This is a genomic window from Asticcacaulis sp., assembly GCF_051954415.1.
Classification (GTDB): domain Bacteria; phylum Pseudomonadota; class Alphaproteobacteria; order Caulobacterales; family Caulobacteraceae; genus Asticcacaulis.
Genome location: NZ_JBQCHT010000039.1, coordinates 1 through 14,074, shown reverse-complemented (window position 1 = coordinate 14,074; position 14,074 = coordinate 1). Strand labels below are relative to the sequence as shown.

The following is a 14,074-nucleotide window of genomic DNA, read 5'->3' as shown; positions in this document are numbered from 1 at the left end:
TGCCTGGTTCGGTGGTTGATGCGTCGGGAACGCGTTTGTCCGCTTGTTTGGTAATGGGGCGTCTGGCGCGTGGACTCATTTTTCGCTGGTTTACAGAAGTTCGGTATCGGCCGGCTGACGGCCATTCTGGGCGCCGCCGCCGGCGTGGCCGCGGTACTGGCCGCCATCGTCCTGCATGTCAGCGCCCAGCCGCAGGCCCTGCTCTATTCGAACCTCGACCTCAAGGAAGCCGGGGAAATCACGCAGAATCTCGACCAGGCCGGGATCAAATATACCGCCAAGGGCGATGGCTCCGTCATCATGGTCGACCGCGACAAGGTGGCCACGGCGCGCATGATGCTGGCCTCAAAGGGCCTGCCCACCGCCGCTTCGGTCGGCTATGAAATTTTCGACAATGCCCCCACGCTCGGCCAGACCGAGTTCGTGCAGAACCTCGATAACCAGCGCGCCCTCGAAGGCGAGCTGTCGCGCACCATCAATACACTGAAAGGCGTCTCCTCGACGCGCGTTCACCTGGTCATGCCCAAGCGCGAACTGTTCAGTGAAACGCAGGAACAGGCCAAGGCCACCGTCGTGCTCGGCTTATCGGGCAGCAATCCCAATGCCGAACAGGTCGGCGCCATTCGCAATCTGGTGGCCTCCGCCGTACCCAATCTGAAGCCGTCCGACGTCACCATTGTCGATGACCGCAACCACCTGCTGGCGGCGGGCGGCGATGAATCGGCCAATGGCCTGGGGGCGGCACACCGCGACGAGGTGGAAGACAAGCTGCGCAAGCGCATCACCGATATCGTCGAGGGCGTGGTCGGGCCGGGCGCGGCCCGCGTCACCGTCACCGCTGATCTCGACCAGACCGCCACCACCCAGGAAAAGGTCGATTACAACCCCGATGGCCAGGTGGTGCGCTCGACCACCACCTCGGAATCGAAGGACAGCACCACCGACCCGAACAGCAACGGCGCGGTGACGGCCTCGGCCAATATTCCCGGTGGCGCGCAGCAGCCCGGCGCTTCCACCGCCACCCAGCAGAGCGGCCAGACATCGGAAACCACCAATTACGAAATCTCGACCACCAAGACGACATCCGTCACGGCACCCGGCGAGATCAAGAAGCTGGCCGTCGCCGTCGTCGTCGATGGCACCCTGACCCCTTCCAAGGATGGCAAGGCCCCGCCGGCCTACGCCGCGCGCTCGCCGGAAGACATGCAGAAGATCGATACCCTGGTGAAGGCCGCCATCGGCTACGATCAGACGCGCGGCGACCAGGTTCAGGTGGCGAATATCCGCTTCAGCCACGGCGATATCGATGTCAATGGCGGCACTGGCGGCAAGGCATCGATGTTCGATTTCGACAAGAACGATATCATGCGCGTCCTGGAAGTGGCCGTGCTGTTCGTCGTCGCCCTGCTGACCCTGTTCCTGGTGGCGCGCCCGCTGCTCAAATACATCACCACGGCCCCGACCAACTATCTGGTGGCCGGTCCGGATGGGCAACTGCCCGCCGGCATGGCCCTGGCCGGTGCCGGTGCCGGTGGCGGTGCCGTGCCGGGCGTCAGCGGACCGGCCGACAGCGGCTTCCCCCAGATCAGCGGCGGCGGCATGGTGCCTTCGGTGAACGAGGCATCTGGCATCGATATCGCCCGTATCGAGGGCCAGGTGCGGGCCTCCTCGGTCAAGAAGGTGTCGGAATTCGTCGATCGCCATCCGGAAGAATCGGTGTCGATCCTGCGTTCCTGGCTGCACGAGGGATAAGGGATGGCTCTCGGCGCGCGCAAGAATATCATTGACGATCCCAGGAAGCTTTCCGGCGTGGAAAAGGCGGCCGTGGTGCTGCTGGCGCTCGGCGAAGAGCATGTCTCGCTGTGGCAGTCGCTCGATGAGGAAGAGATCAAGGAAATCTCCCAGGCCATGTCGTCGCTCGGCACGGTGACATCGAACGTGGTCGAGGATCTGCTGGTCGAATTCGTCTCCGGCATGAGCAATTCGGGCACCATCATGGGCTCGTATGAGCAGACCCAGCGCCTGCTGACCAATTTCCTGCCGCCCGACAAGGTCGAGGCGCTGATGGAGGAAATCCGCGGCCCGGCCGGCCGGACCATGTGGGACAAGCTCGGCAACGTCAACGAGGCGGTGCTGGCCAACTATCTCAAGAACGAATATCCGCAGACCGTCGCCGTGGTCCTTTCCAAGATCAAGGCCGATCACGCCGCGCGCGTGCTGTCCTCCCTGCCGGAGGATTTCGCGCTCGAATGCGTGCAGCGGATGCTGCGCATGGAGCCGGTGCAGCGCGAAATTCTCGACAAGATCGAGCAGACCCTGCGCATCGAATTCATGTCCAACCTGGCGCGGACGAGCAAGCGCGACTCGCACGAACTGATGGCCGAGATTTTCAACAATTTCGACCGCCAGACCGAGAGCCGTTTCGTGGCCGCCCTGGAAGAACGCAACCGCGAATCCGCCGAACGCATCCGCGCCTTGATGTTCGTCTTCGAAGACCTCTCCAAGCTCGATCCGGGCGGTGTGCAGACGCTTCTGCGCGCGGTGGAGAAGGACCAACTGGCCCTGGCGCTCAAGGGGTCGTCGGACAGCTTGCGCGACATGTTCATGTCCAACATGTCGGAACGCGCCGCCAAGATCATGCGCGACGACATGGAATCGATGGGGCCGGTGCGCCTCAAGGATGTCGACGCCGCGCAGATGGCCATGGTGCAGGTCGCCAAGGATCTCGCTGCCAAGGGCGAAATCATGCTGGCCGGTCAGGGAGGCGATGATGAGCTTATATATTAAGGTCAGCGGCGCGGACAAGGCGCAAGCGCGCCCCGGCGACGTTTCGCCGCCCTCGCGGAGGCCTTTGGCCGTAAGCGGGATCATGCAGGCGATGATGAGCTTATTTACTAAGGGATTAGGGAAGCAAGAAACCCCACCACCATCTTCGCTTCGCTCGATGGTCCCCCTCCCCAGCAAGCTGGGGAGGTATAAGAAAAATATCGCTGACTATACCTCCCCGACTTGTCGGGGAGGGGGACCGCGCCATGCTTCATGGCGTGGTGGTGGGGTTTCTTACTTCCCCTGCGGAGCCGTCGCATGACCCAGCCCGTTCACAAGCGCTTTGAATTCGGCACCGTCTTTGGCGATGGCGGCCGCATCGTCTCTGCGCCGCCGCCGCGCGAGAAGAAGTTCTACACGCCCGAAGAGGTCGAGGACATCCGTAAATCGGCCCAGGCCGCCGGTGAAAACTCCGCCCTGGCCCGCGCGCAGATGGCTCAGTCCGCCGCTTTGCAGGCCTTGGCCGATGCCGCGCAGCAAGGTTTGGGCGGCCTGACCGACGCCATCCACGCCCACAAGGAAGCCGCCGTCCGGCTGGCGCTCGTCTGCGCGCAGAAGATTGCCGCCGAGGCGCTGGAGCGTTTCCCCGAAGCGCCTCTGACCGCCGCGCTCGATGCGCTGAGCCAGGAGATCGAGCCGGCGACGCGCCTGGCGCTTTTCGCCAGCAATCCAAGCGATGAACTCAAGGCCGCCGCCGAGGAAGCCGTCATGCTGGCGGGCTTTACCGGCACCGTGCAGTTCCGCGACAACCCGACCCTGCCGAAAGGCGGCTTCGAGGTGGTGTGGAGCGACGGCCGCGCCGAATATAACCCGCAATCCGTGTTCGAAGCGCTCGAACACGCCCTGAACGAAGCCCTCGAAGCCGAGGCATATCACCAAAGCCGTACCCATGAGTAAGGAGTAAGTCATGGCCGATCTGGGTCTGGAAGATTTTGAAGATACCGGCATCCCCGGACCGGGGCCGGAAGACGAGGGCGACAAGTCGGCCGCCGACCTGGCGCCGGTCTTCGATGTGCCGGTCAATATCTCGGCCGTGCTGGGCAAGAGCTACATGTCGGTTTCCCAGCTTCTGCGGCTGGGACAGGGCAGCGTTCTGGAACTCGATCGTAAGGTCGGGGAAGCCATTGATATTTATGTGAATAACCGCCTGGTCGCCCGTGGCGAAGTGGTGGTGGTCGATGATCGTCTGGGCGTGACCATGACGGAAATCATCAAGAGCGAGGATTCGGGTCAATGAGACTGTTAGTTGTAGGCAAGCTGAGCGGCCAGCTCTCCGTCGCGGTCAAGATGGCCATGGAAACCGGCGCCAAGGTGGCCCATGTCGAAACGCCGACGCAAGCCACCGCCGCCTTGTTGAAAGGCCAGGGTGCGGACCTGCTGATGGTGGATTACGAACTCGATATCAAATCGCTGATCGAGACCAACGAGCGCGAGCATATCTTCGTCACGGTCGTGGCCTGCGGCGTCAATCCCGATCCGCGCAAGGCCGCCTTCGCCATTTCGCAGGGCGCCAAGGAATTCATCCCCCTGCCGCCCGATGCCGAGCTGATCGCCGCTGTCCTGGCCGCCGTGTCGGACGATTCGCGCCCGCTGGTGACGGTCGATCCCTCCATGCAGGCCGTGCTGAAACTGGCCGATCAGGTCGCGGCCTCGGATGCCTCGATCCTGATCACCGGCGAAAGCGGTGTCGGTAAGGAGGTGATGGCGCGCTACCTGCATGAAAAGTCAAAGCGCGCCCAGCGGCCGTTCATTTCGGTCAACTGCGCCGCCATCCCCGATAACCTGCTGGAATCGGAACTGTTCGGCCATGAGAAGGGCGCCTTCACCGGCGCCATGGCCCGCCGTATCGGCAAGTTCGAGGAGGCCGACGGCGGCACGCTGCTGCTCGATGAAATCTCGGAAATGGACGCCCGTCTGCAGGCCAAGCTGCTGCGCGCCCTGCAGGAACGCGTCATCGATCGCGTCGGCGGCGCCAAGCCGGTGCCGGTCAATATCCGCGTGCTGGCCACCTCCAACCGCAACCTGGCCCAGGCCGTGAAAGAGGGCACTTTCCGCGAAGACCTTCTCTACCGCCTGAACGTCATCAACCTGGCGCTTCCGCCCTTGCGCGAACGCCCGGCGGATATCCTGGCGCTCTCCGAACACTTCGCCAAGAAGTACTCCGAAGCCAATGCCATCCCGCTGAAACCGATCTCGCTGGAGGCCAAGCGCCGCCTGCAGGCCCATCCGTGGCCGGGCAATGTGCGCGAGCTGGAAAACGCCATGCACCGCGCTGTGCTGTTGTCGTCAGGGCCGGAAATCGACGCCGAAGCGATCCGTCTGCCGGATGGCCAGCCGCTCAATCCGGTGGCGCCGATCGGCATGGATTATGTCAATCGCGCCGCCGAGGCCGCCCAAAGTGCCGCGCGCTCCTTCGTCGGCTCAACGGTGGCCGAGGTCGAGCAAAAACTGATCCTCGATACCCTGTCGCACTGCCTGGGCAACCGGACCCACGCCGCCAATATCCTCGGCATTTCGATCCGCACCCTGCGCAACAAGCTGAACGAATATACAGCGGCGGGCCTCAGCGTTCCGGCCCCGCAATCGGGCTCCAGCGCGGCTTAAAACACTTCTCCTCCCCTGTAGCGCAGCGTACGGGGGAGGTGGCGCAGCTTGTCCGCGACGGAGGGGGCAATCCCGCCGCTGGTTTTGCCCCCTCCGTCAGCGACACCGGTTCTGCGAACCTCGCGCTGACACCTCTCCCGCTTCGCCAAGAGGCTCGCAAGGGAGGAAAAAGAGTTGCCATCCTGACGTAAACACGTTCCGTCGAATGCGATATACGTTGCTTAATGGTCAGAAGGATGAAGCATGTCTCATGTTTTCAAGTGGATGGATTCGCCGGTCGGGCGGTTGAAACTGGTGGCCAGCGAAAAAGGGTTGGCAGCAGTTCTCTGGCCCGATGACAATCCAAAACGTGTGCCGTTGGGGGATTTGACCGAAGACGCGGCGAACCCTTTCCTCATCCAGACTGAAGCCGAACTGACGGACTATTTCGCGGGAAAGCGCAGCGCCTTTACCGTGCCGCTGGATTTCAACGGCACCGGCTTCCAGACATCCGTCTGGCAGGCGCTTTTGACCATTCCCTTCGGCGAAACGCGCAGTTACAGCCAGATTGCCGCACAGCTTGGCAAGCCCTCTGCCAGCCGGGCAGTCGGCGCTGCCAATGGCAAAAACCCCATCTCGATCATCGCCCCCTGCCATCGTGTGATCGGCGCCTCCGGCAAGCTGACCGGTTTCGCCGGCGGGTTGCAAACCAAGGCGTACCTGCTGGCGCTGGAAGGGCATGAAGCGGGACTCTTTTAATGAAAATTAACCATTCATTCACCACGGATCGGGTAATTTTTGCCTAGTCCGGCTGCCGGATAGTTTTTGCGTCCGGAGACCCGTTTGGCCAACGCTGCGACCATTCCCTTCAAGCCTTCCGAAATCGGCGGCTGGCTGAAGCGCGGCGAGGTCATCATGGCCGTCGGCGTGATCTCGATCATCGTGATCCTGATCGTGCCCATGCCGAGCTTCGTGCTCGATATCCTGCTGTCGCTCTCCATCACCTCGGCCATTCTGATCCTGATGACCGGCCTCTTCATCAAGAAGCCGTTGGAATTCAGCTCCTTCCCGACCGTGCTGCTGGTGACGACGCTCTTCCGGCTGGCGCTCAATATTACGTCCATGCGGATCATCCTGACCCACGGCCAGGACGGGTCTGAAGCGGCCGGCGCGGTCATCCACGCCTTCGGCATGTTGATGACCCAGGGCAATTTCATCATCGGGGCGATCCTCTTCGCCATCCTGGTGCTGGTCAATTTCGTCGTCATCACCAAGGGTTCGGGCCGTATCGCCGAAGTGGCGGCGCGCTTCACCCTCGATTCGATGCCCGGCAAACAGATGGCCATCGATGCCGACCTTTCCTCCGGCCTGATCGATCAGGAAGAGGCCAAGATCCGCCGCAAGGAGGTCGAGCAGGAATCCGGTTTCTTCGGCGCCATGGACGGTGCCTCGAAGTTCGTGCGCGGCGACGCCGTGGCCGGTATCGTCATCACGGTCGTCAATATCGTCGGCGGCATCCTGATCGGCATCTTCCAGCACCAGATGGATGCCGGCGAAGCCGCGAAGACCTATATGCTGCTGACCATCGGCGACGGCTTGGTCACCCAGATTCCGGCCCTGATCATCTCGATCGCCGCCGGTTTCCTCGTCTCGAAAGCCGGCGTCGATGGTTCGGCCGACAAGGCCATCGTGCTGCAACTGGCCAGGAATCCCGTGGCGCTCGGCGTCGTTTCCGCAGCTTCCGGCGTCATGGGGCTGATCCCCGGAATGCCGATTGTTTTCTTCGGCGCCATTGCGCTTGCCACCGGCGCGCTGGCCTGGCGCATTGGCCGCCAGCCCCCGCCGCCCAGCCAGGCGCAACTCGATGCCATCAATGCCGCCAATATGCCGCCGGAAGAAGAGCCGATCTCGGCGGCCCTGGCCATAGACGACGTAAAGATCGAGCTGGGTCTGGGCCTGCTCGGTCTGATCAACGATCTGGACGGCCGCAAGCTGACCGACCAGATCAAGGCCCTGCGCCGGACGCTGGCGCAGGAATACGGCTTCATCATGCCGTCGGTGCGCATCCTCGATAATATGCGCCTGCCGTCCCAGGGCTATTGCGTGCGCATCAAGGAAATGGAAGCCGGTGCCGGCGAGGTGCGTATCGGTTCGCTGATGGCCATGGACCCGACAGGCCGTCAGGTCGAACTGCCCGGCGAGCACATGAAGGAGCCGGCCTTTGGCCTGCCGGCCACCTGGATCGATAACGCCCTGCGCGAGGAAGCCACCTTCCTGGGCTATACCATCGTCGATCCGGCCACCGTCATCACCACCCACCTGACGGAAATCCTGAAGGACAATATGGCCGATCTGCTCAGCTATTCGGAACTGACCAAGCTGCTGCGCGACCTGCCTTCGGATGAAAAGAAGCTGGTCGATGACCTGATCCCGCAGGTGGTTTCGACCGCGACCCTGCAACGCGTATTGCAGGCGCTGCTGAAAGAACGTGTATCGATCCGCGACTTGCCGGCCATCCTCGAAGCGCTGGGCGAGGCGGCCTCGCACACCAAGTCCATCACCCAGATGGTCGAGCATGTGCGGTCGCGCCTGGCCCGCCAACTGTGCTGGGCCAATCGTTCGGACGATGGTTCCTTGCCGATCGTCACCCTGTCGCCCGACTGGGAAAACGCCTTTGCCTCGTCGCTCGTGGGGCAGGGCGAGGACCGGCAACTGACCATGGCGCCGTCGCATTTGCAGGATTTCATCCGCGGCGTGCGCGATACGTTTGAGCGCGTGTCGATGAACGGCGAGGTGGCGGTGCTCCTGACCTCGCCCACTATCCGGCCGTTTGTGCGCTCGATCATTGAAAGATTCAGGGCCAATACGGTGGTGATGAGCCAGAACGAAATCCACCCGAAGGTGAAGCTGAAAACCGTCGGGCAGGTGTAATGCTGACCGCGCTGGATGCAGACGAAGGCAAGCTGGACGAAGCCGAACGGAAGTTCGTCAGCGCTATTCGTGAACATGGCTGGTTCAATACGCATATCTTGAAAAGCGATGGAAAGCCTGAATTCAATTTTACAACCGGCTTTCAGGTGAATTTGGGCGCACCTGAGATCATCGTATTTGGATTGCGGGATGAGGTGGCGCATGGCCTTTTGTGGAATCTCTACCGCGACTTGAAAACGGGAAAACGCTACGAAACAGGCCGGCCATATACCGACTTTCTGGAAGGATTTGACGTTTGTTTTCAGGTCGTCGACAAGTCGCAATACCATGAGCATTTGGGGTGGAGCCGATGGTTTTATGCGGGTGATGCGTTCGATTGCTGGCAATTGATCTGGCCGGATAAACAGAACAAGTTTCCATGGGAAGCAGACTTCACTTCAAATCTGCTTGACCTGCAGCCGGATTTATCGGCAGGGCATTGGGGCGGAAAAATCCTGAACTGATAGAAGATACCCCACCAGCGCATCTAGCCGCTCCGCGTTGTCGTGCGGTCCCCCTCCCCGGCATAGCCGGGGAGGTATAAAATCATTCTTATACCTCCCCAACTTGTTGGGGAGGGGGACCATTGCGCAGCAATGGTGGTGGGGTATCTTTATTCGGACTCACAGACCTCATATAGATCAATCCTTATGCCAAACGCCTTTGACCGTCATGAACCCAATCTGCCGCCTGGTGCGCGCGATGTGCTGGCCACCATCCGCCTGCACGGCTGGTCCTATGCGCCGGATAGCCACCACGCCTATACGACCGGTTTTGGCTGGAGCCTGAAGGCGCCGGAAATCGTGGTGTGCGCGCAGGCGTCGCATGTGGCGCGCGACCTGCTGGCCGAAGCCTATCGCCAGATTGCTGCCGGGGTAAAACTGCGGCCCGGCAAGCCTTATGACGGCTTTTTCGAGGATTGCCCGGTCTTTTTCCAGCCCATCGAGCAGCGCTGGTATGACCGCTATCTCGGCTGGAGCGTCTGGTTCTGGGGCGATTACACGTTCAAAGCCCTGCAGATGGTGGTGCCGGACTCCAAGGGTTTTCTGCCCTGGCAGCCGGGCTTCGATCCGGCGGAAACGCAGCCCGATCTTTCGGGCCGCAAGTGGGCGGCACGCGGTTAACCAATCTGGCGTCTTGACAATTTCATCGTAAACGACGTTAACAATGCGACGGAAGACAAATTCGTCTTTGCGGGGAATTCGGCATAATGCAGCGTACCATCAGACAGGTTTTCGGCACCACGCGCCCCAGGGATATCTGGCTCAACCTGTTCACGTTTGACCAGTTGCTGACGCGCCCGATCATCCATATCGTCTACTGGTGCGGACTGGGCCTTTTGTTCATCGGCGCGCTCGGCTGGGCGGGCATCATGGTCGGCACCGGCATCAAGGACGCCTCGATCATGGGCTGGCTGCTGTCGTTCGGCCTGCTGGTGGTCGGTTTCCTCGGCTTCATGATCGCCGTGCTGGCCTGGCGGTCGGTCTGCGAACTCTATATGGCGGTGATGAATATCGCCGAAGACCTGCGCTACCTGCGCCAGTTCCAGGAAAAGCTGACGCCCCAGAGCTTCGCGCCGGTTACGCCGCAACCTGTGACGCCGCCACCCGTGGCGGCGCCGGATACGGCGGCCGTGGCCGAACCAGCCGCGCCAAATGGTCCAAAAGATAATATCCTCGATGATCCGTTCTTCCGTCCGCGCTTCGAGCGGAAGGATTTGTGACACTCCTCCCTTGCGAGCCCCTTGGCGAAGCTGGGGAGGTGGCATTGAGCGAAGCGAGATGACGGAGGGGCGCCCCTCCGGCGCTAACGCGCCACCTCCCCATCAGGATGGGGAGGAGATTTTTCACTTCATAGCGCTGACAAACGCCTGGGCCAGAGGCTTCGGCCGGCCGAGACCATCGAACAGCACAGGTTCATCGGGCAGCAAGCCTTTGCCACCCTGCGGCGTGTTCAGCCAGGAATCGGAATCCCGCAACGCCCACATTGTCAGGCCATAACGCTGGCGCTGAGGCACATCATGATAGGCTTCCAGCAGTTCGCTCAGCACCCTTACCTGATGGATGCGCGGTTCGGCAAGATTGACCGGATGATCCTCGCGCAGGGAAATATCGACCTCGGACACATGCACCATCAGGCCCAGTGAGGCGATATCCTTGACCGCCGCCTTGATCAGGCCGGGGGCGATGCCGGAATCGATATGGGTCTGGGTGCCGATGCCGGAGAGCGGGGCGCCGTCCTTCAGCAGTTTTTCGCACAGTTTCAGGAAGGTGGTGCGTTTCTTCGGTGTCAGTTCGAGATTGTAATCATTGAGGAAAAGGGTAGCCGAAGGGTCCGCCTGATGCGCCGCTTCCAGCGCCAGGCCGATATAGTCATCGCCCAGCACCTCACGCCACAGGCAGGGCCTTAAGCCGCGGCCATCGTTCCAAACGGGTTCATTGACCACATCCCAGCCCCTGATGAAGCCGGTGAAGTGATTGATGACGTCCTGGATATAGCGGGTATAGGCCAGCAGAAACGCGTCGGGTTTTGTCTTCAGTTTCTGGAAGTATGCGCCATCCTGCGCATACCAGATCAGGGCGTGGCCGTGGAGACCCATGCCATTGCGGCGGGCAAAGCCGGCCAGGGCGTCGGCGCGGTCGAATTGCAGACTGCCATCCGGCCGCAGCAGATATTCCATCTTCATTTCCCACTCGGGCGTCAAGCGGGAAAAGTGCGTGGCGGCCAGCTTCGTCCAGGCGGTATCGGACAGCTTGCGGTAGCTGGCGGAAACGCCCAGCGGATAGGGCGTGACGGATTTGAGCGGCGGAATGGCCCCGTAGGTTTGCGCCGCCGCCGGAAATTGGCAAAGCGCCGTCGCGGCCGCGCCGGCGGAAAGCCCCGTCAGAAGGCCGCGGCGGTTCATGGCCTTGGCCATTAAGCCTGGCGGCTCATGCGCAGCGAAACCTCATCCAGCATGGCGTTTTCGGCGCGCTTGTCATTGGCAACGCGCTTCAGATGGGTGATTTCGGCGACGTGCTCGAACTTCTTCAGGTCTTCAAACGCCAGGCCCAGCGAATCGCGCACGCCGTCTTCTTCCTGGGTGATCAGGTCGAGTTCGGTTGCGGCGGCATCGCGGCGGAACTGGAAGCCGCGCTTGTAGGCGGTCAGGCTGTGGGCCAGCATGGGGTCTTCGGCGGCGCGCACGCATTCCAGCTCGAATTCGGCGTCGAGCGTGGCCAGCTTCATTTCGGCGTGGGTGCGACGGGTGACCACTTCGGCCAGTCGCTTTTGCAGGGTTTCAACCTCGAAGGTGGAAAGACGGATCAAAGACTTTGCCCACTTGGTCATTTATCACTCCTGCTGACGCGCACTGGGTCAAAAAGTTAACCCTTGCTAAGAATGTCGGCCAAAAGGGTAAAGGACTCGTCAAGAGGTGTGTAATCATCCTTATCCTGACGCAGAAATTGTTCTATATCGGGGTTCAGGACAATGGCGCGATCGACGTCCGGATCGGCGCCGGAACGATAGGCACCGATGCGGATCAGTTCTTCCATATTCGAGTAGGCCGACATCACCTTGCGCGCCTGCCGCACCACCTCGCGTTCGGGGATCGACTGGCATTCCGGCATGGTCCGGCTGATCGATTTCAGCACGTCGATGGCGGGAAAACGGCCGCGTTCGGCAATGGTCCGGCTCATGACGATGTGGCCGTCAAGGATACCGCGCACGGCATCGGCGATCGGCTCGTTATGGTCGTCGCCATCCACCAGCACGGTGAAAAGCCCGGTGATCGGGCCCGTCTGGGTGCCGTCATCGAGCATCGGGCCGGGGCCGGCGCGTTCCAGCAGCTTGGGCAGTTCGGCGAAGCAGGTGGGGGTATAGCCCTTGGTCGTCGGCGGTTCGCCGGTGGCCAGGCCAATCTCGCGCTGGGCCATGGCGAAGCGGGTGACCGAATCCATCAGGCACAGCACTTCCAGCCCCTGATCGCGCAGGAACTCAGACAGAGCGAGCGTCATATAGGCGGCCTGGCGGCGCTTCAGGGCCGGTTCATCCGAAGTGGCGACAACGACAATGGCGCGTTTTAGTCCCTCAGGACCAAGCGTTTCTTCAATGAATTCGCGGACTTCCCGTCCGCGTTCGCCGATCAGGCCGACGACGACGGCATCGCAGGTCGCCTCGCGCGCCAGCATGGAGAGCAGGACCGATTTGCCGACCCCCGAGCCGGCGAAGACTCCGAGGCGCTGACCGCGGCAGCAGGTGGTGAAGACATCCATGGCGCGGACGCCGAGGTTGAGGCGCTCACCGACCCGCGCGCGCTTGTGCGCCGCCGGCGGGGCGGCCTTCAAAAGGTAGCCCTGCGGCCCCTGCGGCAGGGGGCCATGCTCATCGATGGCATTGCCGAAACTGTCGACGATGCGGCCCAGCCAGGCCGTGGTCGGGTAGACCTTGGCGCCTTCGGAGGAGATGCGGATTTCGGCGCCCGGCGTCACGCCTTCCACGGGGCCAAAGGGCATCATCAGGGCGCGGTCTTCGCGGAAACCGACGACCTCGACCGGCAAGGGGGTATCGTGGCGCCGAATAATTTCGCAGCGCGCCCCGACCTGCATATAGGAAAGGCCGCCTCGCGCCTCGATCAGCAATCCGTTGACCACCGCCACGCGCCCGAAAACGCGCAGGGGATCGATATTCTTCACCACTTCAACCAGATCTTGCATGGCGGCGATTATGGTAAATGAGAGCTTAAGAAAGGTTAACAGGCAGTTTGTAAGAGGCTTTATTTCTTGTACCTCCCCATCTTTGATAGGGAGGGGGACCGACGCGCGGAGCGCGTTGGTGGTGGGGTATCTTGCTTTCTTATTCTGCTCCTCGCATGATCAACTCCATGACCCCCATCCTTCTCGTTCCCGGCCTGCTGTGTACGGCGGAAATCTTCGCGCCGCAGATGGCCGCGCTCTGGCCTTATGGCCCTGTTACCGTGGCCTCGACGCTCGAAGGCGACACACTTCCGGAAATCGCTGCCAACATTCTGGCCGATGCACCACCGCGCTTTGCCCTGGCCGGCATTTCGATGGGCGGCTATATCTGCTTCGAGATCCTGCGCCAGGCGCCGGAACGGGTGGTCAGGCTGGCCCTGCTCGATACCACGGCACGGCCCGATACGCCGGAACAGACCGCCCAGCGCCGGGCGCTGATCGCGCTCAGCCGCAAAGCCAGTTTCAGGACCATTCTGGCCCAGATGTTCACGACCCTTGTGCATCCGGCGCATCGACGGAATACACATCTGCGCGATGTTCAGATGCGCATGGGACTGGCGGTCGGGATCGAAGGCATGGCGCGCCAGCAGGCGGCCATTATCGCGCGCTTGGATTCGCGGCCGGACCTGCCGGGGATTGCCATTCCCACCCTCGTTCTGGTCGGTGACAAAGACCCGCTGACCCCGCCCGATCGCGCCGAAGAAATGGCCGCCTGCATTCCCGGTGCCCGCCTGGTGATCGTGCCGGACTGCGGCCACATATCGACACTCGAACAGCCGGAAGCGGTCAATCGCGCCCTGATCGATCGGCTCACTCTTTTAGGGCGTAAACCCATAAACGGGATTCCCATTTAGAACTGATCGTGATTCAAGGCTTCCGGTGAACAGGGAGCCTTTTTCATGACGCGTCGCCGCTACGAGTTGACCGATACAGAATGGGATGTCATCGCGCCTTTGTTG

At 61.8% G+C, this 14,074-nt stretch carries 14 protein-coding genes; 11 read left to right on the top strand and 3 right to left on the bottom strand.

Going from position 1 to position 14,074, the window contains the following annotated elements; all coding sequences use genetic code 11:
- Positions 1–69 precede the first annotated feature (69 nt).
- From fliF to ACTHND_RS14815, 10 genes are all read left to right on the top strand, one after another.
- Positions 70–1,752 carry a flagellar basal-body MS-ring/collar protein FliF gene (fliF, locus tag ACTHND_RS14860; protein WP_440178737.1) on the top strand — a complete coding sequence of 561 codons (1,683 nt, stop codon included), beginning with the start codon at positions 70–72 and terminating at the stop codon, positions 1,750–1,752.
- Positions 1,753–1,755: 3 nt separating this feature from the next.
- The gene (gene fliG, locus ACTHND_RS14855) at positions 1,756–2,787 is read left to right on the top strand and encodes a flagellar motor switch protein FliG (RefSeq protein WP_090646625.1); all 1,032 of its coding nucleotides are present in this window, start codon (positions 1,756–1,758) and stop codon (positions 2,785–2,787) included.
- 297 nt (positions 2,788–3,084) lie between these two features.
- Positions 3,085–3,723, top strand: a complete 639-nt coding sequence (locus ACTHND_RS14850) for a flagellar assembly protein FliH (protein WP_440178735.1) — start codon at positions 3,085–3,087, stop codon at positions 3,721–3,723.
- Positions 3,724–3,733: 10 nt separating this feature from the next.
- Positions 3,734–4,063 carry a flagellar motor switch protein FliN gene (gene fliN / locus ACTHND_RS14845; protein ID WP_090646621.1) on the top strand — a complete coding sequence of 110 codons (330 nt, stop codon included), beginning with the start codon at positions 3,734–3,736 and terminating at the stop codon, positions 4,061–4,063.
- Positions 4,060–5,430 (top strand): sigma-54-dependent transcriptional regulator FlbD, encoded by a 1,371-nt coding sequence (gene flbD, locus ACTHND_RS14840; protein ID WP_440178734.1) that lies wholly within the window; start codon positions 4,060–4,062, stop codon positions 5,428–5,430. Before fliN ends, flbD begins: the two co-directional genes overlap by 4 nt.
- Before the next feature lie 243 nt (positions 5,431–5,673).
- Complete coding sequence (locus ACTHND_RS14835) at positions 5,674–6,168, top strand: methylated-DNA--[protein]-cysteine S-methyltransferase (RefSeq protein ID WP_440178733.1); 495 nt, start codon at positions 5,674–5,676, stop codon at positions 6,166–6,168.
- Positions 6,169–6,252: 84 nt separating this feature from the next.
- Positions 6,253–8,340 carry a flagellar biosynthesis protein FlhA gene (gene flhA, locus ACTHND_RS14830; protein WP_440178732.1) on the top strand — a complete coding sequence of 696 codons (2,088 nt, stop codon included), beginning with the start codon at positions 6,253–6,255 and terminating at the stop codon, positions 8,338–8,340.
- Positions 8,340–8,843: a DUF4262 domain-containing protein gene (locus ACTHND_RS14825; RefSeq protein WP_440178731.1), complete on the top strand. Its 504-nt coding sequence runs from the start codon at positions 8,340–8,342 to the stop codon at positions 8,841–8,843. The genes flhA and ACTHND_RS14825 overlap by 1 nt, the downstream gene beginning before the upstream one ends.
- A gap of 186 nt (positions 8,844–9,029) precedes the next feature.
- Positions 9,030–9,503, top strand: coding sequence for a DUF4262 domain-containing protein (locus ACTHND_RS14820; RefSeq protein ID WP_440178730.1), 474 nt, complete (start codon positions 9,030–9,032; stop codon positions 9,501–9,503).
- Between the two features lie 86 nt (positions 9,504–9,589).
- On the top strand, positions 9,590–10,102 hold the full coding sequence (locus tag ACTHND_RS14815; protein WP_440178729.1) for a DUF4282 domain-containing protein: 513 nt from the start codon (positions 9,590–9,592) through the stop codon (positions 10,100–10,102).
- A gap of 123 nt (positions 10,103–10,225) precedes the next feature.
- Here the strand turns inward: ACTHND_RS14815 and ACTHND_RS14810 are convergent, their stop codons facing one another.
- Genes ACTHND_RS14810 through fliI form a run of 3 tightly spaced genes read right to left on the bottom strand, consistent with a single transcriptional unit; the run spans position 10,226 to position 13,076 of the window.
- Positions 10,226–11,284 carry an endo-1,4-beta-xylanase gene (locus tag ACTHND_RS14810; protein ID WP_440178727.1) on the bottom strand — a complete coding sequence of 353 codons (1,059 nt, stop codon included), beginning with the start codon at positions 11,282–11,284 and terminating at the stop codon, positions 10,226–10,228.
- Positions 11,285–11,295: 11 nt separating this feature from the next.
- The gene (locus ACTHND_RS14805) at positions 11,296–11,709 is read right to left on the bottom strand and encodes a flagellar FliJ family protein (RefSeq protein WP_090646602.1); all 414 of its coding nucleotides are present in this window, start codon (positions 11,707–11,709) and stop codon (positions 11,296–11,298) included.
- 35 nt (positions 11,710–11,744) lie between these two features.
- On the bottom strand, positions 11,745–13,076 hold the full coding sequence (fliI, locus tag ACTHND_RS14800) for a flagellar protein export ATPase FliI (RefSeq protein WP_440178726.1): 1,332 nt from the start codon (positions 13,074–13,076) through the stop codon (positions 11,745–11,747).
- Between the two features lie 167 nt (positions 13,077–13,243).
- On the opposite strand from fliI, the gene ACTHND_RS14795 reads away from it, so the two are divergent.
- Entirely contained in the window at positions 13,244–13,969 is a 726-nt protein-coding gene (locus tag ACTHND_RS14795) for an alpha/beta fold hydrolase (RefSeq protein ID WP_440178725.1), read from the top strand.
- Positions 13,970–14,074: the final 105 nt, after the last annotated feature.